Source organism: Microbacterium sp. GbtcB4 (assembly GCF_019091465.1).
GTDB classification, from domain to species: domain Bacteria; phylum Actinomycetota; class Actinomycetes; order Actinomycetales; family Microbacteriaceae; genus Microbacterium; species Microbacterium paraoxydans.
Genome location: NZ_JAGXJJ010000008.1, coordinates 148,223 through 173,051, shown reverse-complemented (window position 1 = coordinate 173,051; position 24,829 = coordinate 148,223). Strand labels below are relative to the sequence as shown.

Sequence of the window (24,829 nt, the reverse complement as noted above, 5' to 3'; positions counted from 1 at the left end):
ACACCGAACGCGAGGAATCCAGCGTGAAGGGACGCCGGATGCCTCGACCGAGGGCGCGGCGGAAGACCCGCCGCGCGGGCGGGGAGACGCTCAGGCGCAGAGAGTGCGCGCGTCGCACGATGATCCCCAAGATCGCTTTCCCCAGTGTGAACGCGGATGAACCCGCGTGATTCGGGAGCCGAACCCCTTCGGCACCCCGACCGCAAGATCCCCAGGCGGTCGACACGATCCTACTCGATGTCTTCGAGAATCCGCCACATCCGAGGGCGCCATGCGTCCCCTCGACACGGAAGAGCGGCGGCCCCCTCTCGGGACCGCCGCTCTCCACGGAGATGTCGGGATCTACTCGTTGCCCACGCTCTTGTCGGCGCTCTCGCGGATCTCATCGATCTTCTCGGCGGCACCGGGCGCGATCTTCTTCGCGAAGTCGGCGACGCCGTCGAGCACCTTGTCGCTGATGTCCTCGGCCTGCTCGCTCTTGACCGCTTCGGCCAGCTTGTCCTTGTTCTGCTCGTACAGGTCCTTGCCCTTGTTGACGGCGTCCTCGATACCCATGTGAATCCCCTTCGGAGGTGTGTGCTTCCGACGATCGCGCCGGACACCTCATTGTGCCGGGCGGAACCGGGCGACGGAACCCTCGACCCGGAAACGACAGAGGGGTCGAGCCCGAAGGCTCGACCCCTCTGCGAGGAAGCGGTTGCTTACTTGATGATCTTCGTCACCGTACCGGCGCCGACCGTACGACCACCCTCACGGATGGCGAAGCCGAGGCCCTCCTCCATGGCGATCGGCTGGATCAGCTCGACCGTCATGTCGGTGGTGTCGCCGGGCATGACCATCTCGGTGCCCTCGGGCAGCGAGATGACGCCGGTGACGTCCGTGGTGCGGAAGTAGAACTGCGGACGGTAGTTCGTGTAGAAGGGGTTGTGGCGGCCACCCTCGTCCTTGGACAGGATGTAGGCCGTGCCCTCGAAGTTGGTGTGCGGCGTGACCGAACCCGGCTTCACGATGACCTGGCCGCGCTCCACGTCCTCGCGCTTGGTGCCGCGGAGGAGCAGACCACAGTTCTCGCCGGCCCATGCCTCGTCGAGCTGCTTGTGGAACATCTCGATACCGGTGACGGTCGTCTTCTGCGTCGGGCGCAGACCCACGATCTCGACCTCGGAGTTGATGGCCAGGGTGCCACGCTCGGCACGACCCGTGACGACGGTGCCACGACCGGTGATCGTGAAGACGTCCTCGACGGGCATGAGGAACGGCTTGTCACGGTCACGCTCCGGGTCCGGAACGCTGTCGTCGACAGCCTGCATGAGCTCGAGGATCGCGTCGACCCACTTCTCGTCGCCCTCGAGGGCCTTGAGAGCGGAGACACGGACGACGGGAGCGTTGTCGCCGTCGAAGCCCTGGCTCGAGAGCAGCTCGCGAACCTCGAGCTCGACGAGCTCCAGGATCTCCTCGTCGTCGACCGCGTCGGACTTGTTCAGCGCGACGAGCAGGTAGGGGACGCCGACCTGCTTGGCGAGCAGAACGTGCTCGCGCGTCTGCGCCATCGGGCCGTCGGTGGCCGCGACGACGAGGATCGCGCCGTCCATCTGCGCCGCACCCGTGATCATGTTCTTGACGTAGTCGGCGTGGCCGGGGGCGTCAACGTGGGCGTAGTGGCGCTTCGGGGTCTCGTACTCGATGTGCGAGATGTTGATCGTGATACCGCGCTGGCGCTCTTCCGGCGCCGAGTCGATGGAAGCGAAGTCGCGCTGCACGTTCGTGTCGGACGGGTACTTGTCAGCAAGCACCTTCGAGATCGCTGCGGAGAGCGTGGTCTTGCCGTGGTCGACGTGACCGATCGTTCCGATGTTGACGTGCGGCTTGGTCCGCTCGAACTTGGCCTTAGCCACTGGGTCCTCCTCAGGACGTCGTTGTAGAGGTGCCGGGCACTGGTTTGCGACCGGTTCTCTACGGGTTAGGTTCTCAGTTTAGTAGAGAGGGAATGTGAAGTTGTAGGTGACCTGGGAACCCCGGGTGCTTTGACTTGCTCAGCACCCAGGGCTCCCAGAAGAGCGATTACTCGCCCTTGGCCTTCTGGACGATCTCGTCGGCCACCGCGCGCGGGACCTCGGCGTAGCTGTCGAACTCCATGGAGTAGACGGCACGGCCCGAGGTCTTCGAGCGCAGGTCGCCGATGTAGCCGAACATCTCGGACAGCGGCACCGCGGCGCGCACGACCTTGACGCCGGCGGCGTCCTCCATCGACTGGATCTGGCCACGACGCGAGTTCAGGTCGCCGATGACGTCGCCCATGTACTCCTCCGGAGTACGGACCTCGACGGCCATCAGCGGCTCGAGCAGCACGGGGTTGGCACGACGCGCGGCCTCCTTGAAGCCCATGGAGCCCGCGATCTTGAACGCCATCTCCGAGGAGTCGACGTCGTGCGCCGCACCATCGACGATGGTCGCCTTGACGCCCACCATCGGGTAGCCCGCGAGGACACCGACATTCATGGCGTCCTGGAAACCGGCGTCGATCGAGCCGATGTACTCGCGCGGGATGCGGCCACCGGTGACCGCGTTCACGAACTCGTACGTCTTCTCGCCGTCGAGCTCGAGCGGCTCGATGTTGAACTGGATCTTGGCGAACTGGCCCGATCCACCGGTCTGCTTCTTGTGCGTATAGTCGTGCTTCTCGACGGCCTTGCGGATCGTCTCGCGGTACGCGACCTGCGGCTTGCCGACGTTCGCCTCGACGCGGAACTCGCGCTTCATGCGGTCCACGAGGATGTCGAGGTGCAGCTCGCCCATGCCCTTGATGGTCGTCTGACCGGTCTCCGGGTTGAGCTCCGTGCGGAAGGTCGGGTCCTCCTCAGCGAGCTTCTGGATCGCGAGACCCAGCTTCTCCTGGTCGGCCTTGGTCTTCGGCTCGATCGCGACCTCGATCACCGGCTCCGGGAACGTCATCGACTCGAGGACGACTGGCTGCGCGATGTCGGCGAGGGTGTCACCGGTGGTGGTGTCCTTCAGGCCGATGACGGCGTAGATGTTGCCGGCGGTCAGCTTGTCGACCGGGTTCTCCTTGTTGGCGTGCATCTGGAAGATCTTCCCGATGCGCTCCTTCTTGCCCTTGGTCGAGTTGATGACCTGGGCGCCCGACTCGAGCTCGCCCGAGTAGACGCGCACGTACGTCAGACGACCGAAGAACGGGTGCACGGCGACCTTGAAGGCCAGGGCCGCGAACGGGTCCTTCGCGTCGGGGTGACGCTCGATGATCTTCTCCTCGTCCTTCGGGTCGTGCGCCTCGATGGCGGGCACGTCCAGCGGGGACGGGAGGTAGTCGACGACGGCGTCCAGCATCGGCTGCACACCGCGGTTCTTGAAGGCGGAGCCGCAGAGGACCGGGTAGATCTCGCTGGCGACGACCATCTTGCGGATGGCGCCCTTGATCTCCGCGACGGTGAGCTCCTCGCCGCCGAAGAACTTCTCGAGAAGCTCCTCATCGGTCTCGGCGACCGTCTCCAGCAGCTGCTGGCGGTAGTCCTCGGCCTTGTCCTTGAGGTCGGCCGGGATCTCCTGCACCTCGTAGGAGGCGCCCATGGTCACGTCACCCTTGGCATCGCCGGGCCACACCAGAGCACGCATCTCGACGAGGTCGATGACGCCGACGAAGTCGTTCTCGGCACCGATCGGGAGCTGCAGCACCAGCGGCTTGGCGCCGAGGCGGTTGATGATCGTGTCGACCGTGAAGTAGAAGTCCGCGCCGAGCTTGTCCATCTTGTTGACGAAGCAGATGCGGGGCACGTTGTACTTGTCGGCCTGACGCCACACGGTCTCGGACTGGGGCTCGACGCCCTCCTTGCCGTCGAACACGGCGACCGCACCGTCGAGGACGCGGAGCGAACGCTCCACCTCGACCGTGAAGTCCACGTGACCGGGGGTGTCGATGATGTTGATCTGGTTCTTGTTCCAGAAGCAGGTCACGGCGGCAGACGTGATCGTGATGCCGCGCTCCTTCTCCTGCTCCATCCAGTCGGTGGTCGACGCACCGTCGTGCGTTTCGCCGAGCTTGTGGTTGACGCCCGTGTAGAACAGGATGCGCTCGGTCGTCGTGGTCTTGCCGGCATCGATGTGCGCCATGATGCCGATGTTGCGGACCTTACTCAGGTCCGTGAGCACGTCTTGTGCCACAGGAGTGTCCTTATCTTTTGGAGCAGCAGGTGTACTGCGAAGAGGGGGTGCGACGGGCCCAGGAACGCGGAAGGGTCCCTGAGCCCGTCGAAGGGGTTACCAGCGGTAGTGAGCGAACGCGCGGTTCGACTCGGCCATCTTGTGGGTGTCCTCGCGGCGCTTGACCGCGGCACCCAGGCCGTTCGACGCGTCCAGGATCTCGTTCTGGAGACGCTCGGTCATCGTCTTCTCACGACGACCCTTGGCGTAGCTCACGAGCCAGCGCAGCGCGAGAGTGTTCGCACGGTGCGGCTTGACCTCGACCGGAACCTGGTAGGTCGAGCCACCGACGCGGCGGCTGCGGACCTCGAGCGTGGGGCGCACGTTGTCGAGCGCCTTCTTCAGGGTGGCGACGGCGTCCTGGCCGTTCTTCGCCTCGACACCGCGGAGGGCGCCGTAGACGATCGACTCGGCCAGCGACTTCTTGCCGTCGACGAGGATCTTGTTCACCAGCGAGGTGACGATCGGAGCGCCGTAGACCGGGTCGTTGACGACGGGGCGCTTGGGGGCGGGACCCTTACGAGGCATCTAACTCAACCCTTCTTCGCGCCGTAGCGGGAACGAGCCTGCTTACGGTTCTTGACGGCCTGGGTGTCCAGAGCGCCACGGACGATCTTGTAACGCACACCGGGGAGGTCCTTCACACGACCGCCGCGGACGAGCACCAGGGAGTGCTCCTGCAGGTTGTGGCCCTCACCGGGGATGTACGCGGTGACCTCGGTCCCGTTGCGGAGCTTCACACGAGCGACCTTGCGCATCGCCGAGTTCGGCTTCTTCGGGGTGGTGGTGTAGACGCGGGTGCAGACCCCGGCCTGCTGCGGGTTCGCCTTGAGCGCTGGCGCCTTGGTCTTGGTGACCTTGGGCGAGCGACCCTTGCGAACCAACTGCTGAATGGTTGGCACGTTCTCTCCTCATAGTGCTGCACGGTGACAGCGTGATGGGTTTCACATCATGACCCACCGGCACGCCGGAACCGACGAGCTTTTGGTTTGGTGGGTATGCCGTGGGGGCGGACCGGCGAGGTGCCGACGCCCAGCGCGCACGTCAGGACGTGCACACACCTGATCAAGTGTAATGCCGCGTAACCTGACGGTCAAATGATGGCCGCACTCCCCCGCGCCACCCGAAGTCAGGGGGTGTCGGGGTCGAACGGCGAGTCCAGCGACTCCGTGAGCTCGGCGAGAAGCGCCTCGATCTGCGGCTCGACATGTCGCGACACTGCAGCCTGGATCGTGATCCGGTGTCGGAGCAGGATCCCGCAGATCTCGCGCCCGACGAGGTTCGCGTACTCGTCGGCCAGGGCGACCTCCTGCCGGAGAGCGGTCTTCGCCTCGTCCGACAGCGGGGGCAGCGGCGGCAACTCCGCAGCGGAATCGTCAGCGAGACCGGCGATCGTGAAGAGGAAGGGGGCGCCGGGTACCGGCTCCGGATCCAGCGGCATGCCCTCGAACTCGGGGTCGAGGTCCTCCGTCGGCCGGTAGCTGCGGGCGCGGTTGCGCGCTGCCTGCTGATCGAGCTCGCGCTGCAGGGTCGGGAGGTTCCGCGCCGTGTACTCCGCGACCGCGTGGTCGACGATCGTCTTGATGCGCGTCGACAGCCCATGCTGGACACCGTGCGGCGTGGTGCCCGCAATGCCTGCGGCGGCGAGGACGGGCGAGCCGAGACAGCGCCGGCACGGCGCAGTCCTTCCGCGGTGGGTCGCCGGCTCCCAGCGCGGCACCCAGCGCAACCAGGCCTCGACGGCCTGGTCGACCTGCGTCTCCAATGAGCGCTCCACCCCACCAGCGTACGGCGCGTCGCCGCTCACGGCGCGGATTTACGGGGTGTCACTCCCCCTCGTCACGCTCCCACGGCCATCGCGGCTGTGCGGACCTCGTCCGGCGGAGGGCTATCCCACCCCAGGCGGCCACCGCTGCGGCGGCGAGGAGCACGAGGCTCGCGCCGCCGCGGACGAGATCTCCGGCGACGGCCGTGGCCACGACCACATCGCTCGTCGCGACGAGCACGGCGATCCAGACCGCGGCCAGGTGCACGAGTGCCGTGAGCAGCGCGATCACGGGAGCAGACCCGAAGGAGGCGTGTCCTCTCCGCACCGTCGCCCACAGCGTGAGTGCGAACACGACGACGGCCGCGACCATGCCGGACACCCCGGGGACCTGCCCCAGGCCCGGGACGTCGATGATGTCGCGGTCGGTGGCGACGCTGAGGGCGCCGAGGCCGAAGACCGCGAGGGCGAAGAAGGCGATGGTGGCCATGACCGCCGCCAGGACAGCCGAAACCCCCGCGGACTCGGGCCCGCGGGGGTTCGGCGTGGTGGTGTTCGTGATTACCTCGACAGGGTGGGACCGGCCTCGAGGGTGCGCTCGTACTCGCGCTGCGCCTCCTCGTTCAGCTCGGTCTTGCGGGCACCGCTGCGGGCCACCCAGGCGCCGAACCAGATGGTGAGTTCGCGGGCGAAGACGAAGGCCGCGATGGCCAGCGGGGCGAGCAACTGGTCACCCGCGAGTTCGAGACCCTGCGACGCCGTGAGCTTCCAGAAGGGCGCCTCGAAGAGCTGGCCCAAGATGTGTCCGGCGTAGGCGATCAGCCCGACCACGATGCCGAACACCACCCACAGGCCCCAGCGGCCGCGGTTGATGATGGCTCCCAGGAGCCAGAAGCCGAGGAAGAACACGACCACCGGGGTCCAGAACCCCCAGGTGAGGAGCGGGGCGACGAGCGCCTCGCCGATGTTCTCCCCGTTCACGTCACCCGCGAGGGCGCCGAGGCCGAGCGTGGTGGCGAGGTAGAGCAGCGCGAAGGCGACGGTGGCGAGCAGGCCGATGGCCCCGGCGGTACCCCGGTTGCCGCGCTCGCGCGGCGGCTCCGGTGCCTGCACGAAGATCGGCTGCGGCTGCTGCGGTGCGGCGGCCGCGCCGTTCGTGAGCGGTTCGGACGGCACGATCCGGGTGTCGGTGTCATCGGCGTGCGATGCGTAGGCCGCACCGGCCATGGCCGACTCCTCGTGCGCGTGACTGCTGGGCGTGGAGTACAGCGAGGTCTCCGGCGTCGCGTACAGCGAGGTCTCGGGGGACGCATCGCGGCGGTCGGCGTCGCGGAGGTCCGCGTCACGGCGGTCGCCGTCGGTGCGCGAGGGCATCGGGGCGGCGGAGCTGAAAGTACCGGGGTGGTCCCGCTCGGCGGCCTCGAAGGCGGCGAGATCGGGGTCGACGGCGGACTCCTGCCGGGTCGCGGCCTGGTCGGCCACTGGCTCGGAGGAGGCCGCGGTGACGTCTGCGGCGCGGGAATCATCCGCACGGGCGTCGTCGGCGTGGCCGGGGACATCTCCGCGGGCCGCCGCCGCGGCGTCGAGACCGGCGTTCGCGCTGCCGACGACGTCGTCGACGTCGTTCGACTTCTCGGGCTGACGAGCCTCGGGATCACTCATGGGGTGCGCCTCTCATCGGGGATGTGCAGTGCGAGATTACCGCCGCCTGTCCCGGCGCTTCCGCAGGCGTGCCGTCGTGTCGCCATACGCGTGGTCCCGCGGTTTCGCCGCTCAGGGAAAGGTACTGCGAAGCGCATCCCCGGCGAACTGCGCGAGGATCGGCACCATCGGCAGCGAGAGCCAGACGAGTCCGGCGACGATCCCTGCACACACGATGCCGGCGAACCAGCTCATCCCGAGGTTGCGTCCACCCACCCGTGCCATGGTCTCACCGTAGGCCCGAGCCGTCGCGAGGGTCGTGAGCAACGCCGCGTCGAGGTGGTGTCGCTCAACGGGCGCTACGACCGCGCATCCGCCAGAGCAGCCAGAGCCCGGAAGCCGGGACCAGTAGGAACCCCAGAAGCAGGAGCAGGTGCCACTCCCCGAAGGAGGGGACGAGTGGGTTCACCACCTCCGGCATGGTTTCGCCGCCGGTCGAGCTGCCGGACGCCGATCCGGTGGAGAAGCCGGTCATCGTCGATGCGATCAGGACGGTCAGCCCGGTGGCGACGAAGGGCACCAGGATCGCAACCGCTTTCTCCCACGTCCGCCACATCGCACTCAGGCTCACGAGCACCGCACCCACGAACCAGCCGACGACCGGCACCACGATCCCGCCGAAGCTGAGGGTGAGCGCGGCCGCGATCGCGAAGCCCCGCGTCGCGGTCGTCGGCGTGCGCGGAGCCGAGGGTGCGGGCGTGGGCGCAGGGAGCACGACGGGCGGCGCGGTCGGCACCTCGTCCTCCGCCTCGCGGGCGATCCCTCGGGGGTCCCCCAGCCGGTCGATCCGCTCCGCGGTCGCCTCCGCATCGAGCCCGTCGAGTTCCTCCGCGATCCCGCCGCGGATGTCCGACGCGACACCGTGCGGTAGTCCCCGCATCGCCTCGTCCAGCCGAGCCAGGTAGTCGTCACGCAGCTCGGCTGCGGTCTTCTCGGTCATTGTCATCCTTCCCCCACCATGCCCGTGACGGCACGAGCGAACGGCGCCCACTGCGCCCGGAAGCGCGCGAGCTGATCGATACCGGCATCCGTGAGCCGGTAGTACTTGCGCACCGGACCGCTCTCCGACGGCCGGTCGAACGTCGTCACCCAGCCGTTGTCGCGTAGCCGCCCGAGGAGCGGATACAGCGTGCCGATGCTGGCGATCAGCCCGGCGCCGGTGAGTGCATCCGACAGCTGCCAGCCGTACATGGGCTCGCGCGAGAGCAGACCGAGTACGCAGTACTCGACCACTCCCTTGCGCATCTGCGCACCGACGTCCGCTGTCATGCCTCACAAGGTAGCATGTGACGCAGGATAGCGGCAGCGGTTCTTCGATCAGCCCTTTGTCGCTCCGGCGGTCAGACCGCCGACGATGTACTTCTGCAGGAAGAGGAACAGCACCATGACCGGGATCGCGGCCATGACCGCGCCGGCGGAGAAGGCCGACCAGTCGGCATAGCGGGGGTTCGCGACGAGCTTGGTCAGACCGACGACAAGGGTCTGCTGATCCACGTCGACGAGCATGACGCTGGCGATCACGTACTCGTTCACCGTGCCGATGAAGGAGAGCAGACCGACGACCGCGAGGATCGGGGCGACCAGGCGCAGGATGATCGTGAAGAAGATCCGCGCGTGCCCGGCGCCGTCGATGCGGGCGGCCTCGTCGATCTCCTTCGGGATCGTGTTGAAGAAGCCGTACATCAGGTAGGTGTTCACGCCCAGCGCGCCGCCGAGATAGACGAGGATCAGGCCCGTGTGCGTGTTGAGGCCGATCGCCGGGAACCAGTCCCCCAGCGTCGACATCAGCAGGAAGATCGCGACGACCGCGAGGAGCTGCGGGAACATCTGCACGACGACGATGGTGACGAGCCCCACGCGGCGGCCCGCGAAGCGCATGCGGGAGAAGGCATATGCCGCACAGGCCCCGATGAAGACGGTGACCGCGCCCGTCACGACCGCGGTGAGCAGCGTGTTCAGGAACCACGTCCCGTACGGGTTCTGCGGGTCGCTGAGGATGCGCACGTAGCTGTCGATCCCGATGGCCGAGAAGAGCTGGTTCGACCCGGTGAGCGTGCCCTTCGGGTTGAGCGAGGCCGACACCACGTACAGCAGCGGAAAGAGGGCGAAGGCGCTCACCACGATGGCGACGAGATGACGCCAGCCGGTGTCGGCGAACCAGGCGCCGAACGAACGACGCCGCGGAGCGGTGCGGTGGGCGGTGGCGGTGGCGGTGCTGGGGACGGTGCTCATGTCAGTTCAGCTCCTCGAGGGCCTTGGTCTTGCGGAAGCTGATGATCGAGATCGTCGCGACCACGACGAAGATCAGGATCGTGAAGGCGGAGGCGAGTCCGTAGTCGCGGGTCTGTCCGGTGAAGGCCACCTTGTAGACCATCGAGATGAGGATGTCGGTGTGGCCGACGGGGATCGACACGTCGCTGAAGCGCGGGCCGCCCTTGGTCAGCATGTAGATCAGGTTGAAGTTGTTGAAGTTGAACGCGAACGACGAGATCAGAAGCGGCGCCACGGTCACCAGCAGCAGCGGCAGCTTGATGCGGCGGAAGATCTGCCACGCGTTCGCGCCGTCCATGACGGCGGCCTCGTTCACGTCGTCCGGGATGCCCTGCAGCGCGCCCATGCAGACGAGGAACATGTACGGGAAGCCGAGCCAGAGGTTCACCAGCAGCACGGACACCTTCGCCAGCACCGGGTCGGTGAGCCACGGGATGGCCGCGCCGCCGAACAGCACCTGGTTGATGAACCCGAAGCTCTCGTTCATCATCCCGGCCCAGACGAGCGCGGAGAGGAACGCGGGGAAGGCGTACGGGAGGATGAGGATGATCCGGTAGCCGTTGCGGAAGCGCATGCGCGTGTTGTTGAAGACGAGCGCGAGCAGCAGGCCGAGGAAGAAGGTCGTCGCGACGGACACCAGCGCGAAGACGAAGGTCCAGACGGTGACGGAGATGAGCGGACCGCGGATGGACTCGTCGGTCACCGCGCGGACGAAGTTGTCGAAGCCGACCGTGGTCTGCCAGCCGGGCAGCAGCTGCTCGCCGTCCTCCGCCGTGAACGCACCGTCGCCGGTGTCGCTGTAGACCGTGCCGGTCGCGGTGTCCGTGATCGTGTCGGCAGCGGCGTCGTAGGTCAGCGTCGAGACGTACAGGTAGCCGTTCTGACCGTCGGGGGCACGGAGGCTGCCGTCGTTGGGGTCGTCACTGAACGGGACGGAGAGCTGCTCCAGCTCCTCCGACAGGGTGAAGACGGTGGCGAGCGGAAGAGTGGTCCACCCGTCCACGGCGACGGCCTTGCCGCCTTCGAACTCCGCGTCGACCTCGGCGAGAGGCTGCTCCGCCGTGCCGAGGAGCGCATCGCCGTCCTCCGGATCCGTGACGAGGAGGCCGTAGGTGCCGAACTGCTCGACCACCGTGACGGGGTACGTCGGAGAGTCCTCGACGCGCTCCTGCGCGGAGGCGAGCAGCGACGAGATCGCCTGCTCCTTGCTCCCGTTGTGACCGGTGCCGTAGTTCGTGAAGCCGATGTAGCCCGTGTAGAGGAGCGTGAAGACCTGGAACAGGACCAGGAAGATGATGCCGGGAGTGAGGTACTTCGCCGCGATGCGCTTGCGGGAGAAGTAGATGTAGTTGACGAGGACCGTCACCGCGACGACGAGGCCGAGGACCAGCCACTCGTGCTGCACGAGCAACACGAACACGGCGTAGACGGCGATCGCGTCCACGATCGCCAGCAACAGGATCTTGAGCAGCATCCACCCGATCGGTCGGGAGGCTGCCTCGGCGATCTTCGCCGCCTGGCGCTGCCGAGGAGTGGGGGGCGCGGTGCGCTCTTCGGTGTCTGTCATGTCGTCCTCGTCATGGTCCTGCCGGGGCGGGCTGGTCGGCCCGCCCCGGCAGGGTCGTCATCTTGTCGGCCGTTACTCGATCGCGGCGGTCACGTCGTCGACGAGCTTCTGCCACGTCGCCTGCGGGTCCTCGCCGTTGATGATGGCGGCCTCGGCCACGCCCCAGAACTGCCAGACAGCGCCCATGGCGGGGATCGCCGGCATGGGGACCGCGTCGGCGCCGACGGCCTGGAAGCCGGCGATGATCGGGTCGGACGCCGCGGTGTCGGCGGCAGCCGTGAGGGCCGGGAGCACGTTGCCGGCCTTGAACAGCTCCAGCTGCACGTCCTCCGTGCCGAGGTAGTTGACGAGGAAGTCGTTGGCCGCGACCTTGTTCTTCGACTCGGCGCTCACGAAGAAGCCCTTGACGCCGGCGAACGGCGAGGCCGTCTCCCCCGTCGGGCTCGGGATCGGGTCGATCTCGACGTTGATGCCCGCCTCGGTGGCGGCGCCCACGTTCCACGGGCCGGTCAGCCAGAAGGCGGCGGTGCCGTCGAGGAACTGCTGCTTGGCGATCTCGCCGTCGATATCGGTGTTCAGCGTGCCGGCCGCGCCCTGCGCTCCCAGCCAGTCGGCGAAGGCGAAGCCGCCCTCGCTGCCGAGCTGCAGGTCGGTCGGGTCGTAGCTGCCGCTGTCGTCGGTGCCGAAGACCGGAGCGCCGAACGCGGTCTGGAACGGGTACAGGTGGTACGGGTTGCCCTCGGCGCCCTGCTCCACCACGAAGGTGCCCTTCGAGACCATGTCGTCGAAGCTCGTCGCGGGCTCGGGGACGAGGTCGGCGTTGCGCAGGACCGCGATGTTCTCGACCGCGTACGGGAGCATGTAGACGGTGCCCTCGTAGGTCGCCGCCTGGAGCGCGACGGGGAGGTAGTCCTCAGAGCTGTCGCCGAGCTCGATCGGAGCGACGACGCCGTTGGTCGAGAGCTCGCCGAGCCAGTCGTGAGCGCCCATGACCACGTCGGGGCCCTTGCCGGTCGGGACCTGCTGGATGAAGTCGTCCTTCATGTCGTCGACGGACTTCCCCACCAGCTTGACCGTGACACCGGTCTTCTCCTGGTACGCGTCCGCCGCGCCCTGCAGCGCGTCGACCCGCTCGGCGTCGACCCAGACGGTCAGCGTGCCGCCGCCGTCTCCACCGGAGGAAGAGTCGTCGCCGCCGGAGCCGGTCGAGCAGCCGGCGAGCGTCAGAGCCGAAACGATGGCGATGGCGCCCGCGGCGACCATGCCCCTCTTGTTCACCTTCATTGGTGTGTGCCTCTCTCAGTGCTGAGCGCCTGCAAGACTGCAAGCGCTTACAGTATGCATCGTTTCGAAAGGCGATCACAATCCGCGAGCGCGTTGATATCAACCCGTGATCGGCACGACGAGACTCTCCTGATATGAAAACGCTTCCATATCAGCCGATGGTGAGGGCATCAGCGCGCGGCGTCACCGCGAGCACGATGCGGCGCATCGCGGATGACGCGGTTGATCCAGTCGCGCCGCGGCAAGGCGGCGATGGCCTCTCGCGGGAACCAGCCCAGTTCGACGATCTCGTCCATGTCCGGTGCCGGGTCGCTGAGCAGCTCGCACTCGTAGGCGACCGTGACGTAGCCGACCTGGTCGCCGTTCGGATAGGTCACCGCCATCGGGTCGCCACCGTACGCACCGATGAGTCCTGTGATCCGCAGACGCGCTCCCGTCTCTTCGAGGACTTCCCGGGCGACCGCGTCCGTGGGCTCTTCACCGGGCTCGATGCCGCCCCCGAGCAGACTCCACACGCCGGAGTGCGCGTGCCGGGCCAGCAGGAACCGTTCGCCGTCGCGGATGACGGCGGTGACACCGGGCAGCAGGAGGAAGTCGTGTCCGATCCGCGCACGGATCGCCTGGACGTAGGGCGACATCGGCATCGACGAAGTCTAGGCGCCGGGGCGGCGCGCGCCCCGTGAGCCCGCCCACGGGACTTTCCGCACCCCCGCGGATACAGTTGAGTCATGGCTGACAGTTCCTTTGACATCGTCTCGAAAGTGGATCGCCAGGAGGCCGAGAACGCCCTGAACCAGGCGCGCAAAGAGGTGGAGCAGCGCTACGACTTCAAGGGGACCGGCGCTTCGATCGCCTGGAGCGGCGAGCAGATCCTCATCACCGCGAACACCGAGGAGCGCGCGAACGCCGTCCTCGACGTGTTCCAGTCCAAGCTCATCAAGCGCGGCATCTCCCTGAAGAGCCTCGACTCGGGAGAGCCCTTCGCCAGCGGCAAGGAGTTCCGCATCCTGTCGAGCCTGAAGGACGGCATCTCCTCGGAGAACGCGAAGAAGATCGGCAAGATCATCCGCGATGAGGGCCCCAAGGGCGTGAAGAGCCAGATCCAGGGCGACGAGCTGCGCGTGCAGTCCAAGAGCCGCGACGACCTCCAGGCCGTGATCGCGCTCCTCAAGGGCAGCGACCTCGACATCGATCTGCAGTTCATCAACTACCGCTGACGCCATTCGCGTCGGAGGCGAGGGCTCGGGAGTCATCCCGGGCCCTTTCTTTTCCCCGGTCAACGCATACCGAGATATCGGTGTTCTTCGTCGAGACTGGAAGCGGTCGTGATTCGTCACGACTCCGACGCCATCCCCGTCCGACACCCGATCGACGCGGTGGATGCGCTTCGAGGATGCCACGCCGGCTCAGGGGAGGGAGCGGCGCGGGCCCCCGAAGCTCGCGTCGGCCTGGGGTCTGCCGACGTCGCACGCCGACCGGTCCCGGGTTCATGACAAGCCTCCCCGCCCGCTGCGCGTCCCCACGCGGATCGGCCCCCCGTGGAGGCATGACGGCAATCCTGCGACCGTCGCTCCCTCACCGCCCGGGAGTGGACGTCGGTCGCAGACCAAGAACGACCGGGGGCTGGGCCATGGGGCAGATCGAGTCGAAGAGCATCGGAGAGAACAAGCAGCTGCTGGCGGATGAGGTGTTCCACCACATCGGGCGGCTCATCACGGAGGGAGAGTTCGCCGAAGGCGACCGGATCCGGGACGTCGACGTGGCGGACGAGCTCCACGTCTCGCGGACGCCGGTTCGCGAAGCGCTCCAGCGCTTGGAGCGACTGGGACTGGTGACGATGTACCCGAGCCGGTACACGGAGGTGACGATGGTCACGCCGCAGGTGGTGGCCGAATCGCTGGAGTTCGCCGGCTACCAGGGCGGCATCACGGCGCGGATGGCGGTGCCGAGACTGAGCGCCATCCAACGGGAGCGCGTGCAGGATCTCATCGCACGGATGCAGGACTCGCTCACCGACGGGGCGTCGACGGCGCGGGCGCGGTGGGCCGTCTTCGCCTACCTCGCCGACCACAGCGGAAACCGCCAGCACCGGATGCTCATCGACGATGTCGCCGTCGCCGTGACCCGGAACCTGCGCGGGTGGGTGGTGCGTCCCGGCGATCGCGAGCGGATGCGACAGGTCTATGCGGAGTTCGCCGACGCGGTGCGCGCCGGCGACGGCGATGAGGCGGAGCGCCTCGCACGCGCGATGTACTACGTCTGAACGGCGCGCCAGCCGACGACCCAGCGGTGCAGGCGGCGGTACGCGTCCTCCCGGGCTTCATGTCGGGACAGGAACACGTCGTGCAGGGCGCCGTCGATCCGTTCGACGGTCACCGTGGAACCCAGCCGCAGGGCCGCGCGGGCGATGTCGTCGACGACGAGCACGGAGTCGGCGGAGGTCAGCTCCTCCGACCACCGGGTCGGCGGCACGAACCGCTTCGACAGCAGGACGCAGACCGGCGCCGCGATGTCGAGACCCGCGGCGACGGCCTTGTGCCCGGTGAGGATCGCGTTGAGCCACCCGGCGTACACGGCCATCGTCTGCACGGGACGCCAGGCGGTGTTGACCTCCATCGGGTCGTCGGGGTCGGCCACCTCCTGCTGCGCCCGGGTGTAGTAGCCGAGGTCGACCTGCGGCGCGACGTCGAGCGGCCGGATCCGTGCCTGGAACTCGACCATCGGGGCGATCGCGGCCCGCACGGGAGCGAACTGGAACTCGAGCCAGGGACTGTTCAGGATGAGGGCGTCGGCCGCACCGGGATGCCGCGACGCCCACAGGCTCAGCGTCAGGCCGCCGGTCGAGTGTCCGAACAGGATCAGGCGTCGCCCGCTCTCCTCGCCGTCCTCGCCGTGCCCCATCGCGTCCAGGGCCGCGGCGATGTCCTCGTCGTAGGTGGACAGGTCGGTGATGTAGCCCGGGGTCTGGCCCTCGCGCAGGCTGCGCCCGTACTTGCGCAGGTCGAGGGCGAAGAAGCGGGCACCGCGAGCCGTCCAGAATCGGGCCAACCGCTTCTGGAAGAAGTAGTCCGACCACCCGTGGATGTAGAGCACGTCCACGCCCTCGAGCAACGGGCGACGGCGCCGGGCGCGCTCCCACCACGGAACCGGAGCCGGCAGAGCCCGCACGAGGGTGGCGACCACCGGACCCTGCTCGTCGCTGCCGAGGTCGAGGGTGAGCTGGGCGAACTCATCGCCGAGAACATCCGGAACCCACTCGGCCATGCGTCCTCCCCCTCGCGCCCAGGCTAGCCCACGGCGTCACTCGCCGCCCGGACGGGCGACGGCGAAGTCGTCCGCGATGGCGGCCGCGATCGGCGCGAGGTCGTCGATCCCCGACCCGTCGAACGTCGTGAGACGCAGCCAGTCCGCACCCACGCGAAGATCGAGCACCGGACGGCGGAGTTCGTCGACGCCGGTGCGGGCGGCATCCACGCCCTCGATCGCGATCTCCTCCCCGTCCTCGAGCTCGTCGAACGCCCACGCGCCACCGGGCAGCGTGGTGAGCATGATGTACCCCTGGGCCGCGTACTCGTCGTCCCCGGAGGCGTAGTAGCAGATCCGCGCACCGTTGCGCTCCTGGTAGACCTCGGCCGGGATGGACCATCCGCCGAACGCGTCGATCACGTGCACCTCGGCGTCGACCTGCTCTGCGAGCTCCGTCGCGGTGAGGAACCGCGTGCAGTCCACACCCTCGACCGCACTCTCCAGCACATCCACCTCACGCAGCGACGCCACGGCTGCGGCGCCGAGTCCGCGCAGGGCCTCCTCGAGCGTCGCGGTATCGTCAGGCCCCTTCTCCGGATCCACGACGGTCGCCGAGACCAGGACGTCGCCGTCGACCAGCTGGAAGAAGCAGTATCCGCCGCTCTCGCAGCGGGACTCCTCACCGTAGTACCCGCCGCGGGACTCCGCGCCCGTGATCGCCTCCTCGGCCCCGGGGAGGATCGTGACCTCCCAGTTGCGCTCCGCCGTCCCCGCCGAGCAGGCGATGCCGCCCGCCCGCTGGAACATGTGCTGCGCGGGACCGGGGTACCAGCTCGGTGACGACCACACACCCAGCGCCTCCGCCACCTCACCCTCGACCTCGCCGGCGGAGCCCGACATCGCTTCGGCGACATCGGCGCAGTCCACATCGAAGGCCGGAGTGGGCGCTTCCGCCGACGCGGGAGTGGGCGCGACCGTGGCGGCGGCCGTCGGCGTGCCGGTGGGCTTCACCTCGGGTTCGGGCGCACAGCCGGGCAGCAGGAGCACGGCCACGGCGCCGAGGGCCAGGAGTGCACGAGGTCGCATGGCCTCAGCCTAGGGCTGCGGGGACCCGGCGCCGGGAGCACGCCCCGGCGCCGAGACGACTCACTCGCCGCGGGAGACGCGCACCATCTCGTCGCGAGGGACGACCTTCACACGTGCACGCTCCTGGGGCGCGCCGAGGCTGATCTCGTGCTCGTCGAGGCGGTGCCAGCCGTCCAGGTCGGTCCAGGCGACGCCACGCTCGGCGAGCAGTGCCGGGATGGCCTCCTCGGACGGGTCCTCCGGGTGCCACCACGAGCCCTGGTCGTTGATGAGGTGACGGACGGTCTCCATGGCGTCGGACTTCGTGTGGCCGATGAGGCCGACCGGGCCGCGCTTGATCCACCCCGTGGCGTACACGCCGGGGACGCGGTCGTTGGAGTCCTTCGCGAGCACCTGGCCCTCGTGGTTCGGGATGACGCCGTGCTTCTTGTCGAAGGGGACGCCGGGCAGCGGCGAGCCGAAGTAGCCGATCGCGCGATACAGCGCCTGCACGGGCACCTCGCGCAGCTCTCCGGTGCCGACCGCGCCACCCTGGCCGTCCGGCTGGGTGCGCTCGTACACGAGAGCGGCGACACGGCCGTTCTCGTCGGTGCGCACCTCGACCGGGCGCGCCCAGAAGTGCAGGTGCAGGCGGCGCGAGGCGGTGCCGCCGGCGTTGTTGACGGAGTCGCGCTTGCGCCACGACTGCAGGATGCGGTCGATGACCATGACCTGCTTGTTGCTCGCGACCGCGTCCTTCGAGGCCTCGTCGTAGTCGAAGTCCTCGTCGTAGACGACCATGTCGACGTCGCGCAGCTCCCCCAGCTCGCGGAGCTCCAGCGGCGTGAACTTCACCTGGGCCGGGCCGCGGCGGCCGAATACGTGCACGTCCGTGACGGCGCTCGCCTTGAGTCCCTCGTACACGTTCTCGGGGACCTCGGTGACGAGAAGGTCCTCCGCATGCTTCGCGAGCATGCGGGAGACGTCGAGGGCGACGTTGCCGTTGCCGAGGACCGCCACCGAGGCGGCGTCCAGCGGCCACTCGCGCGGCACGTCGGGGTGTCCGTCGAACCAGCTCACGTAGTCGGCGGCGCCGTAGGAGCCCACCGCGTCGATGCCGGGGATGTCCAGCGACGTGTCACGGATCGCCCCGGTGGCGAAGATGACCGCGTTGTAGTGCTTCTTGAGGTCGTCGAGCGTGATGTCCTCGCCGAAGCGGACGTTGCCGAAGAGGCGGATGTCGCCACGGTCGAGCACGTCGCGCAGGGCGGTGATGATGCCCTTGATGCGGGGGTGGTCGGGGGCGACGCCGTACCGGACGAGCCCGTACGGGGCCGGAAGCTGCTCGAACAGGTCGATGGACACGTCGAACTTGCGCTCGGCCTTCAGCAGGATGTCCGCGGCGTAGATGCCCGCGGGGCCTGCGCCGACGATGGCCAGTCTCAGCTTGGTCATGGAGGTCCTTTCGTGTGCCGTCGCGGCAGACACCCGGGCCCGGGGCCCGTGCACGGTGTCAGCTGGAGCGCTCGGCGAGGGTCTCGGCGAATCGGGTGAGCGCTTCGCGCACGGTGCCGCGCGGAAGTGCGGTGAGGGCGTCGATCGCCTCCTGCGTCCACGCGTGGGCGAGCTCGAGGGTCTTCTGGGTGACGGCGTGGTCGCGGAGTTCGTCCAGCGGTCCGTCGAGGATCGCCGGGTCGGCGCCGTCGGCGATGAGGGCCACGCCGTCGTCGATGCGGGCGGCGAGGTCGGCCGCGGCGTCGTCGTCCTCCGCCTTGAGCAGGAGGTACGGCATGGTCGGGACACCCGCGCGCAGGTCGGTGCCCGGGACCTTGCCCGTCTCCTCGGGCTTGGCCGACAGGTCGATCACGTCGTCGAGGAGCTGGAAGGCGACGCCGATCTTCTCGCCGTAGACGCGCAGCGGCTCCTCGTACTCCGCGGGGGCGTTCGAGAAGATCACGCCGCCCTGGGTGGCCGCGGCGATCAGCGAACCGGTCTTGTCCGCGAGCACCTGGATGTAGAACGCGATCGGGTCGTCGTCCGGCTGCGGACCGAGGGTCTCGTGCATCTGCCCGAGGACCAGGCGTTCGAACGTGTCGGCCTGGAGCCGGATGGCCCGCTCGCCGAGCCGCGACATGAGCTGGCTGGCGCGCGAGAAGAGGATGTCGCCGGTGAGGATGGCGATGTTGTTGCCCCACACCGTCTGCGCGGCGGGGACACCGCGGCGGCGGTCGGCGCCGTCCATGACGTCGTCGTGGTAGAGCGAGCCGAGGTGCGTGATCTCCAGCGCCTTCGCGACGTCGATCACCTCTCGGGTGTTGCCGTCGCCGAGCTGCGCCGCGAGCAGCGTCAGTACGGGGCGGATGCGCTTACCCCCGGCCTCGTACAGATAGCGGCTGGCGGCGTCGGCGAGGGGGTCGGCGACACGCACGTCGTCCGCGAGCCCGGTCTCGACCAGCTCCAGTCCGTCCTCGATGGTGCGGGCGATGCGACGCGCGGCGGGACCGACGAAGACGCGATCGCTGAAGCCGAGACGGCTCGCGAGTCGCGAACCCGGGGCGCTGGGGCTCGAAGTCACGCTCCCAGCCTACCTGCGTCGGGTGCCGCCGTTCGCGCCGTGCTCACGCGGGCTTGTGCGCCCGGTGCAGGGCCACGATGCCGAAGGTGAGGTTGCGGTAGGCGACGTCCTGCCAGCCGGCCTCCCTGATCCATGCGGACAGCCGCTTCTGGTCGGGCCAGTCGCGGATCGACTCGTTCAGATAGTCGTAGGCGTCGCCATTCGTTCCGGCGACCCGGGCCACGCGCGGGAGCACCTGCGCGTTGTAGAACCGGTAGGCCCCGCGGAAGAGCTTGCCCGGAGGGGTGGAGAACTCGTTGATGACGAGGCGGCCGCCCGGCTTGGTCACCCGGTAGAGCTCGCGCAGCGCCTTCTTCGGGTCGTTCACGTTGCGCAGGGCGTACGACATCGTCACCGCGTCGAACTCGTCGTCCGCGAACGGCAGGGCGGTGGCATCCGCCTGCACGAAGGAGAGGTTGCGCATCGCTCCGTGGCGGCGCTGGCCCTCGGCGAGCATGCCGGGCGAGAAGTCCGCTGCGACGACCTGCGCGCCGCTGCGGGCGAGGGAGGCGGAGGAGGACGCCGTTCCCGCGCCGAGGTCGAGGATGCGCTCGCCCGGCTTCGGGGCGACGGCGCGGGTGGTCGCGGCCCGCCAGAGCGCGTCGTTGCCGAACGTCATCGCGGTGTTCGTGCGGTCGTACCCGGCGGCGACCTGGTCGAACATGCCGCTGACGCGGGCGGGGTCCTTGCCGAGATCGGCGCGGTTCTTGTCGTTCGCGGTCACGCGTCCAGTCTAGGCGGGAGCTCCAGCGCTTCGAGTCGGTCCAGCCAGGGATCGGCCGTGGCGTCGTCGAACGGCGCCGTGCGTTCCCTGACCCGCGTCTCGAGGTCGAGCGCCAGCTCCTCCAGATGCCGCATGACGGGGGCCGGGTAGCCGTAGCGGGCGCTGTGCTCCGCCCATTCGTCGCGGTCGTCCACCCAGGTGCCGCGCTCCCCCTCCACGCGGACGACGTCGAGGTCCATGTCGATCCCGGTCGCGAGCAGCGGGTCGTCCGACCACCGGACGTCCCATCCGAGGTCGATGTAGATGCGCATCCCCCGGGGGTGGTGGCGATTGACGGTGAGCGCGAAGTCGGCGCTCGGCGGGACGAGGGTGACGTTCGGCGTGGCGGCGTGGAACTCGGCTCCCGGGCGGGCGCTGTGCCAGCCGGTGGGCTGCCCCACCCAGTCTCCCCACCGGTCGGCACCGAGGTACACGCACTCGTGGCGCCAGTGCGGCGACCCGTCCCACTTGCGCCACTGGAAGATCATCTCGGCACCGGCTGCGGGACGCGCATCGCTCATCCGCCCACCCTACGTCCGCGGAATAGGCTGGAGTCGTGCAGCACACCCCCCTGGTCGTGGAGACCCGAGAGATCGATCCGGTCGAAGACCTCCTCTCCTTCGCGGACCCCGCCCGCCCGCTCGCCTGGTTCCGCCGCGGCGACGGGATCGTGGCCGTGGGTGAGCCGTTCGCCGAGCTCCGCCCGTCGGCCGAGGAGGGGCGCACCCGCGCCGAGACCCTCGCGACGCTCTGGCAGGGTCTCGCGGCGGCGGCCGCGGTCTCCGACCCGCTGCGACTCCCCGGAACCGGACTCGTCGCGTTCGGGGCCTTCACCTTCGACGAGGACTCGCGCGCCGACAGCGTGCTCGTCATCCCGTCGCGGATCCTCGGCCGCCATGGCGACCGCTTCTGGGAGACCCGCATCCGCCGGTCCGACGACGAGCGTGCGCCGGGTGCCGTCGAGCCCGCGGAGTACGGACCGCACTGGGCGGGGACCGTGGGCCCCGGAGCGCAGAGCCCCCAGGGCTACCAGGACGCCGTGCGGGGCGCGCTGGACCGCATCGCGGACGGCGAGCTCAGCAAGGTCGTCCTCGCCCGCGACCTCCAGGGCACCATCCCCGCGGGCTCCGACCTGCGGCGGCTCGTCCGCGCGCTCGCCACCGGGTACCCGGACACCTGGGTCTTCGCGGTCGACGGACTCATCGGCGCGAGCCCGGAGACCCTCGTCACGGTGCAGGACCGGACGGTGACCGCTCGTGTGCTCGCCGGGACGATCGGACGCGGGGCCGACGCCGACGCCGACACCGCCGCGTCCGCGCACCTCGCCTCCAGCACCAAGGACCTCGACGAGCACCAGTACGCCGTGCAGAGCGTGCTCGCATCCCTCCGCCCGTACACCAGGGCCCTCGCGGCGAGCGAGCAGCCCTTCCTGCTCAAGCTTCCCAACCTCTTCCACCTCGCGACCGATGTGGAGGGCGAGCTGGAGGACGGTCGTTCCGCCCTCGACCTCGTGCGCGCACTCCATCCGACCGCAGCCGTCGCCGGCACCCCGACACCGACGGCCATCGCCGCCATCCGGGAGCTCGAGCCGTTCGACCGCGGGCGCTACGCCGGACCGGTCGGCTGGGTCGACGCGGACGGCAACGGCGAGTGGGCCATCGCCCTGCGGTGCGCGCAGTTCACGACGACGGACGACGCGATCGCGGTCACGGCCTACGCCGGGGCCGGGATCGTCGCCGGATCGGATCCGGAGAGCGAACTCCTCGAGACGCGGGTGAAGTTCCGTCCCCTCGTCGACGCGCTGGCCTGACGTCCGCCGCGGTCAGCTCGCGGCGAGGCGCTTCTTCTCGGCCTCGACATCGAAGTCGGCGACCGGCCACTGCGGATCGATGTCCTCGAGGGCTGCGAGCAGCAGCTCCTGCACGGCCAGCCGCGCGTACCACTTCGCGTTCGCCGGCACGACGTACCAGGGCGCAGCCTCGGTGGACGTGCGATCGAAGACGGTCTGGTACGCCTCCATGTACTGCGGCCACAGCATCCGCTCGTCGACGTCGCCCGGGTTGTACTTCCAGTGCTTGTCCGGGCGCTCCAGGCGCTCCATCAGCCGCGCCTTCTGCTCCTCCGGGGAGATGTGCAGCATGACCTTGACGATGCGGACGCCGGAGGCCGCGACGCGCTCCTCGAACGCGTTGATCGCGTCGTAGCGCCGCTCGATCTCGGCGGCGTCGGCGAGCTGCCGTACTCGTCCGATGAGCACGTCCTCGTAGTGCGAGCGGTCGAACACCCCGATGAACCCGGGCTCCGGCAGTCTCTTCTCGACGCGCCACAGGAAGTCGTGCTGCCGCTCCTCCGCCGTCGGCGCCTTGAACGCGGCGAGCGCGACGCCCTGCGGATCGACGCCCCCGACCACGTGCCGGACGATGCCGCCCTTGCCTGCGGAGTCCATCGCCTGTAGGACGAGCAGCACCGCGTCCTGCGCCGTGCCCACGCGGCTCTCGGCGAACAGCCGTTCCTGCAGGTCGTTCAGGCGCTCGAGACCCGCGTCGAGGTCGGCCGTGCCGCGGGACTTGCCGTGGTCATAGCCGGGCTTGCTGTCGGGGTCGACGTCGGCGAGGCGGAAGCCGGGCCGCACCCGCAGGTTCTGCGTCCAGGTGTGCGCGTTCATACGCACATGATGCCAGTCACCGCGGCAGCGGCACCTCGATGATCTGGCGACCGCCGCGCGGCGTCGTCAGCGCCTGGTCGAGAGCGGTGCGCGTGGTGACCCGCTGATACTCCCAGCCGTAGGCGAGCGCGAGGTGCTCCAGGCGCACCCCGTGCGGGGTGTAGAACACGCGATCGAGATGTGCGGCCGGCGCGGTGCCCGCCACCTCCAGGCCGTCGAAGATCGTCCCACCGCCGTCGTTGCCGACGATGACCTGGAGGCGCGGCTCCGTCTCGTCGCTCGGGAACAGCAGCGCACCGACGTCGTGGAGGAACGCGAGGTCGCCGAGCAACACGCGGGTCACGCCGGGGGCCCCGGCGGCCTGACTGGCGACGGCGATACCCGTGGCGGTGGCGATCGTGCCGTCGATCCCGGCGAGTCCGCGGTTGGCGTGCACGGGGACCTTCTTGCCGCCGAGCACCTCGTCGGCGACGCGGACGAGGCGCGACGATGCGAAGACCAGACGGTCATGCGGCCAGGTGGCCCGCCACACCGCATCCACGAGGCGCTCCCGGTCGAGCGGGCGCCGCACGGCGTCGAGTTCCGCGCGCACGGCGTCACGACGGGCGGCGAAGTCGGTGGAGGAGAGCCCCTCGGTGTCCGGGGCGTTCTCGCTGAGATCCACGGCCTCGTCGGCGGCGGCCCGCATCCACGCGCCGAGCCACTCCCGGTCGGTCTCCCCCTGGGCGACCGTGACGGCCGCGACGGCGCGCGTGCGGTGATTCAGATTCAGCTCCTCGCCGCCCTTGCGGACCGCGATCACGTCCACGTCCGCGCGGGAGAGCAGCCGTGCGGCCTCGCGGCTGAGCGTCGGGTGTCCGAGCACGACCACCCGTTCGACGCGTCCGCCGAGGTCGTCCCGGGACAGCAGCCGGCGATACCCGTGCACCACCTGGCGTCCGAAGCGCGCGCCGCTGACGATCTCCGCGATGAGCGGCCACCCGCCGGCATGGGCGATCTCCTCCGCCGCGGCACCCGCATCGGCGCCCGCGAGGACCACGGTGCGCGGCCCGCGCTCCAGCGCGAACGCCTCCGGCTCCGGCAGGCGCGGCGCCTCCCCCGGCGTCAGCGTCCGTGCCGGCATCGCGCCCGACAGCGGTTCCCGGGACGGAAGGTTCAGGTGCACCGGACCGGCGACGCCGGGAAGGCCGGACTCGGGCTCCGCCGCTCCGAGCGCGAGGCCGACCACGCGCGCGGCGAGGCCGTCCCACGTGCCGTCTCCGGGGACGGGCGCGTCGAGCTGCGCACGGACCCAGGGGTGGAACAGCCCCTCCTGGACGGTCGCCTGATTCGCACCGACCCCCCGCAGCTCGGGAGGCCGATCCGCGGTGAGCAGCAGCAGCGGCACCCCGGAGTGGAAGGCCTCCATCGTGGCCGGGAGGAGGTTCGCGACAGCCGTGCCGCTGGTGCATACGAGCGCGACGGGGACCCGGGTCTCCCGTGCGATGCCGAGGGCGGTGAATCCGGCGACCCGCTCGTCGATCCGCACGTGCACGCGCAGCGCGTCCTCGTCGGCGAAGGCCGCCGCGGCGAGCGCGAGAGCCTGCGACCGCGAGCCGGGAGACAGCACGACATCACGGACGCCGTGGGACACGAGGTCGGCGAACAGGGAGGCCGCGGCCTCCATCGCCGGC

General features: G+C 69.3%; 26 protein-coding genes. 3 read left to right on the top strand and 23 right to left on the bottom strand.

All coding sequences use genetic code 11. The features are described 5' to 3' along the window. Positions 1-342: 342 nt before the first annotated feature. The 15 genes from KVS71_RS13930 to KVS71_RS13860 form a co-directional block, all read right to left on the bottom strand. On the bottom strand, positions 343-555 hold the full coding sequence (locus KVS71_RS13930; RefSeq protein ID WP_025102409.1) for a hypothetical protein: 213 nt from the start codon (positions 553-555) through the stop codon (positions 343-345). Positions 556-701: 146 nt separating this feature from the next. Then, positions 702-1,895, bottom strand: coding sequence for an elongation factor Tu (gene tuf / locus KVS71_RS13925; RefSeq protein ID WP_025102410.1), 1,194 nt, complete (start codon positions 1,893-1,895; stop codon positions 702-704). A gap of 166 nt (positions 1,896-2,061) precedes the next feature. Continuing rightward, complete coding sequence (gene fusA / locus KVS71_RS13920) at positions 2,062-4,176, bottom strand: elongation factor G (protein ID WP_025102411.1); 2,115 nt, start codon at positions 4,174-4,176, stop codon at positions 2,062-2,064. A 96-nt stretch (positions 4,177-4,272) separates the two neighbouring features. Next, positions 4,273-4,743 carry a 30S ribosomal protein S7 gene (gene rpsG / locus KVS71_RS13915; RefSeq protein ID WP_017201608.1) on the bottom strand — a complete coding sequence of 157 codons (471 nt, stop codon included), beginning with the start codon at positions 4,741-4,743 and terminating at the stop codon, positions 4,273-4,275. Between the two features lie 5 nt (positions 4,744-4,748). Further along, positions 4,749-5,117 carry a 30S ribosomal protein S12 gene (gene rpsL / locus KVS71_RS13910; protein ID WP_018187369.1) on the bottom strand — a complete coding sequence of 123 codons (369 nt, stop codon included), beginning with the start codon at positions 5,115-5,117 and terminating at the stop codon, positions 4,749-4,751. Positions 5,118-5,344: 227 nt separating this feature from the next. Continuing rightward, entirely contained in the window at positions 5,345-5,992 is a 648-nt protein-coding gene (locus KVS71_RS13905) for a spermidine/putrescine ABC transporter substrate-binding protein (RefSeq protein ID WP_217584832.1), read from the bottom strand. A 49-nt stretch (positions 5,993-6,041) separates the two neighbouring features. Beyond that, entirely contained in the window at positions 6,042-6,470 is a 429-nt protein-coding gene (locus KVS71_RS13900) for a hypothetical protein (protein WP_025102413.1), read from the bottom strand. Between the two features lie 71 nt (positions 6,471-6,541). Beyond that, positions 6,542-7,642 (bottom strand): ABC transporter, encoded by a 1,101-nt coding sequence (locus tag KVS71_RS13895; protein WP_105950328.1) that lies wholly within the window; start codon positions 7,640-7,642, stop codon positions 6,542-6,544. 111 nt (positions 7,643-7,753) lie between these two features. Further along, a complete protein-coding gene (locus tag KVS71_RS13890) occupies positions 7,754-7,906 on the bottom strand; it encodes a hypothetical protein (protein WP_167627836.1) in 153 nt (50 codons plus the stop codon). 64 nt (positions 7,907-7,970) lie between these two features. Further along, complete coding sequence (locus tag KVS71_RS13885) at positions 7,971-8,621, bottom strand: hypothetical protein (protein WP_060921242.1); 651 nt, start codon at positions 8,619-8,621, stop codon at positions 7,971-7,973. Between the two features lie 2 nt (positions 8,622-8,623). Continuing rightward, positions 8,624-8,950 carry a PadR family transcriptional regulator gene (locus KVS71_RS13880; RefSeq protein ID WP_025102416.1) on the bottom strand — a complete coding sequence of 109 codons (327 nt, stop codon included), beginning with the start codon at positions 8,948-8,950 and terminating at the stop codon, positions 8,624-8,626. A 48-nt stretch (positions 8,951-8,998) separates the two neighbouring features. Continuing rightward, positions 8,999-9,913, bottom strand: a complete 915-nt coding sequence (locus tag KVS71_RS13875; RefSeq protein WP_217584831.1) for a sugar ABC transporter permease — start codon at positions 9,911-9,913, stop codon at positions 8,999-9,001. Between the two features lies 1 nt (position 9,914). Beyond that, positions 9,915-11,519, bottom strand: a complete 1,605-nt coding sequence (malF, locus tag KVS71_RS13870; protein WP_105950330.1) for a maltose ABC transporter permease MalF — start codon at positions 11,517-11,519, stop codon at positions 9,915-9,917. Positions 11,520-11,591: 72 nt separating this feature from the next. Next, positions 11,592-12,803 (bottom strand): maltose ABC transporter substrate-binding protein, encoded by a 1,212-nt coding sequence (locus KVS71_RS13865; RefSeq protein ID WP_060921240.1) that lies wholly within the window; start codon positions 12,801-12,803, stop codon positions 11,592-11,594. A 170-nt stretch (positions 12,804-12,973) separates the two neighbouring features. Next, positions 12,974-13,447 (bottom strand): NUDIX domain-containing protein, encoded by a 474-nt coding sequence (locus tag KVS71_RS13860; protein WP_254635764.1) that lies wholly within the window; start codon positions 13,445-13,447, stop codon positions 12,974-12,976. Between the two features lie 84 nt (positions 13,448-13,531). Here KVS71_RS13860 and KVS71_RS13855 point away from each other — a divergent pair, with 84 nt between their 5' ends. Together KVS71_RS13855 and KVS71_RS13850 are read left to right on the top strand one after the other, a co-directional pair. Next, the gene (locus KVS71_RS13855) at positions 13,532-14,020 is read left to right on the top strand and encodes a YajQ family cyclic di-GMP-binding protein (RefSeq protein WP_025102421.1); all 489 of its coding nucleotides are present in this window, start codon (positions 13,532-13,534) and stop codon (positions 14,018-14,020) included. 413 nt (positions 14,021-14,433) lie between these two features. Further along, positions 14,434-15,066, top strand: coding sequence for a GntR family transcriptional regulator (locus KVS71_RS13850; RefSeq protein ID WP_217584830.1), 633 nt, complete (start codon positions 14,434-14,436; stop codon positions 15,064-15,066). Here the strand turns inward: KVS71_RS13850 and KVS71_RS13845 are convergent. From KVS71_RS13845 to KVS71_RS13820, 6 genes are read right to left on the bottom strand one after another with little or no spacing between them, the layout of a single operon-like run. After that, positions 15,057-16,067 (bottom strand): alpha/beta hydrolase, encoded by a 1,011-nt coding sequence (locus KVS71_RS13845; protein WP_144882338.1) that lies wholly within the window; start codon positions 16,065-16,067, stop codon positions 15,057-15,059. The genes KVS71_RS13850 and KVS71_RS13845 overlap by 10 nt on opposite strands. Positions 16,068-16,103: 36 nt before the next feature. Then, complete coding sequence (locus tag KVS71_RS13840) at positions 16,104-17,135, bottom strand: hypothetical protein (protein WP_217584829.1); 1,032 nt, start codon at positions 17,133-17,135, stop codon at positions 16,104-16,106. Between the two features lie 60 nt (positions 17,136-17,195). Further along, positions 17,196-18,569, bottom strand: coding sequence for an FAD-dependent oxidoreductase (locus KVS71_RS13835; protein WP_025102425.1), 1,374 nt, complete (start codon positions 18,567-18,569; stop codon positions 17,196-17,198). Between the two features lie 58 nt (positions 18,570-18,627). Beyond that, positions 18,628-19,689, bottom strand: a complete 1,062-nt coding sequence (locus tag KVS71_RS13830) for a polyprenyl synthetase family protein (RefSeq protein ID WP_060921235.1) — start codon at positions 19,687-19,689, stop codon at positions 18,628-18,630. Positions 19,690-19,732: 43 nt separating this feature from the next. After that, a complete protein-coding gene (locus KVS71_RS13825; protein ID WP_217584828.1) occupies positions 19,733-20,452 on the bottom strand; it encodes a class I SAM-dependent methyltransferase in 720 nt (239 codons plus the stop codon). Continuing rightward, complete coding sequence (locus KVS71_RS13820) at positions 20,449-21,012, bottom strand: hypothetical protein (protein WP_217584827.1); 564 nt, start codon at positions 21,010-21,012, stop codon at positions 20,449-20,451. The genes KVS71_RS13825 and KVS71_RS13820 overlap by 4 nt, the downstream gene beginning before the upstream one ends. Positions 21,013-21,047: 35 nt before the next feature. Here KVS71_RS13820 and KVS71_RS13815 point away from each other — a divergent pair, with 35 nt between their 5' ends. Continuing rightward, complete coding sequence (locus KVS71_RS13815) at positions 21,048-22,301, top strand: chorismate-binding protein (protein ID WP_217584826.1); 1,254 nt, start codon at positions 21,048-21,050, stop codon at positions 22,299-22,301. A 12-nt stretch (positions 22,302-22,313) separates the two neighbouring features. Here KVS71_RS13815 and KVS71_RS13810 read toward each other — a convergent pair whose 3' ends face one another. Both KVS71_RS13810 and menD read right to left on the bottom strand, forming a co-directional pair. Then, positions 22,314-23,156, bottom strand: coding sequence for a polyphosphate kinase 2 family protein (locus KVS71_RS13810; RefSeq protein WP_060921231.1), 843 nt, complete (start codon positions 23,154-23,156; stop codon positions 22,314-22,316). Positions 23,157-23,172: 16 nt separating this feature from the next. Then, positions 23,173-24,822, bottom strand: a complete 1,650-nt coding sequence (gene menD, locus KVS71_RS13805) for a 2-succinyl-5-enolpyruvyl-6-hydroxy-3-cyclohexene-1-carboxylic-acid synthase (protein WP_217584850.1) — start codon at positions 24,820-24,822, stop codon at positions 23,173-23,175. Positions 24,823-24,829 lie beyond the last annotated feature (7 nt).

What these genes read in the sequence shown, in the direction of transcription:
- KVS71_RS13860 (WP_254635764.1), bottom strand. Translation starts at nt 13,447, where the DNA reads ATGCCGATGTCGCCCTACGTCCAGGCGATCCGTGCGCGGATCGGACAC.
- rpsG (WP_017201608.1), bottom strand. Translation starts at nt 4,743, where the DNA reads ATGCCTCGTAAGGGTCCCGCCCCCAAGCGCCCCGTCGTCAACGACCCG.
- KVS71_RS13880 (WP_025102416.1), bottom strand. Translation starts at nt 8,950, where the DNA reads ATGACAGCGGACGTCGGTGCGCAGATGCGCAAGGGAGTGGTCGAGTAC.
- KVS71_RS13865 (WP_060921240.1), bottom strand. Translation starts at nt 12,803, where the DNA reads ATGAAGGTGAACAAGAGGGGCATGGTCGCCGCGGGCGCCATCGCCATC.
- KVS71_RS13885 (WP_060921242.1), bottom strand. Translation starts at nt 8,621, where the DNA reads ATGACCGAGAAGACCGCAGCCGAGCTGCGTGACGACTACCTGGCTCGG.
- KVS71_RS13890 (WP_167627836.1), bottom strand. Translation starts at nt 7,906, where the DNA reads ATGGCACGGGTGGGTGGACGCAACCTCGGGATGAGCTGGTTCGCCGGC.
- KVS71_RS13845 (WP_144882338.1), bottom strand. Translation starts at nt 16,067, where the DNA reads ATGGCCGAGTGGGTTCCGGATGTTCTCGGCGATGAGTTCGCCCAGCTC.
- menD (WP_217584850.1), bottom strand. Translation starts at nt 24,822, where the DNA reads ATGGAGGCCGCGGCCTCCCTGTTCGCCGACCTCGTGTCCCACGGCGTC.
- malF (WP_105950330.1), bottom strand. Translation starts at nt 11,519, where the DNA reads ATGACAGACACCGAAGAGCGCACCGCGCCCCCCACTCCTCGGCAGCGC.
- KVS71_RS13810 (WP_060921231.1), bottom strand. Translation starts at nt 23,156, where the DNA reads ATGAACGCGCACACCTGGACGCAGAACCTGCGGGTGCGGCCCGGCTTC.
- KVS71_RS13900 (WP_025102413.1), bottom strand. Translation starts at nt 6,470, where the DNA reads ATGGCCACCATCGCCTTCTTCGCCCTCGCGGTCTTCGGCCTCGGCGCC.
- KVS71_RS13835 (WP_025102425.1), bottom strand. Translation starts at nt 18,569, where the DNA reads ATGACCAAGCTGAGACTGGCCATCGTCGGCGCAGGCCCCGCGGGCATC.
- KVS71_RS13840 (WP_217584829.1), bottom strand. Translation starts at nt 17,135, where the DNA reads ATGCGACCTCGTGCACTCCTGGCCCTCGGCGCCGTGGCCGTGCTCCTG.
- KVS71_RS13855 (WP_025102421.1), top strand. Translation starts at nt 13,532, where the DNA reads ATGGCTGACAGTTCCTTTGACATCGTCTCGAAAGTGGATCGCCAGGAG.
- KVS71_RS13930 (WP_025102409.1), bottom strand. Translation starts at nt 555, where the DNA reads ATGGGTATCGAGGACGCCGTCAACAAGGGCAAGGACCTGTACGAGCAG.
- KVS71_RS13895 (WP_105950328.1), bottom strand. Translation starts at nt 7,642, where the DNA reads ATGAGTGATCCCGAGGCTCGTCAGCCCGAGAAGTCGAACGACGTCGAC.
- KVS71_RS13875 (WP_217584831.1), bottom strand. Translation starts at nt 9,913, where the DNA reads ATGAGCACCGTCCCCAGCACCGCCACCGCCACCGCCCACCGCACCGCT.
- KVS71_RS13850 (WP_217584830.1), top strand. Translation starts at nt 14,434, where the DNA reads ATGGGGCAGATCGAGTCGAAGAGCATCGGAGAGAACAAGCAGCTGCTG.
- KVS71_RS13820 (WP_217584827.1), bottom strand. Translation starts at nt 21,012, where the DNA reads ATGAGCGATGCGCGTCCCGCAGCCGGTGCCGAGATGATCTTCCAGTGG.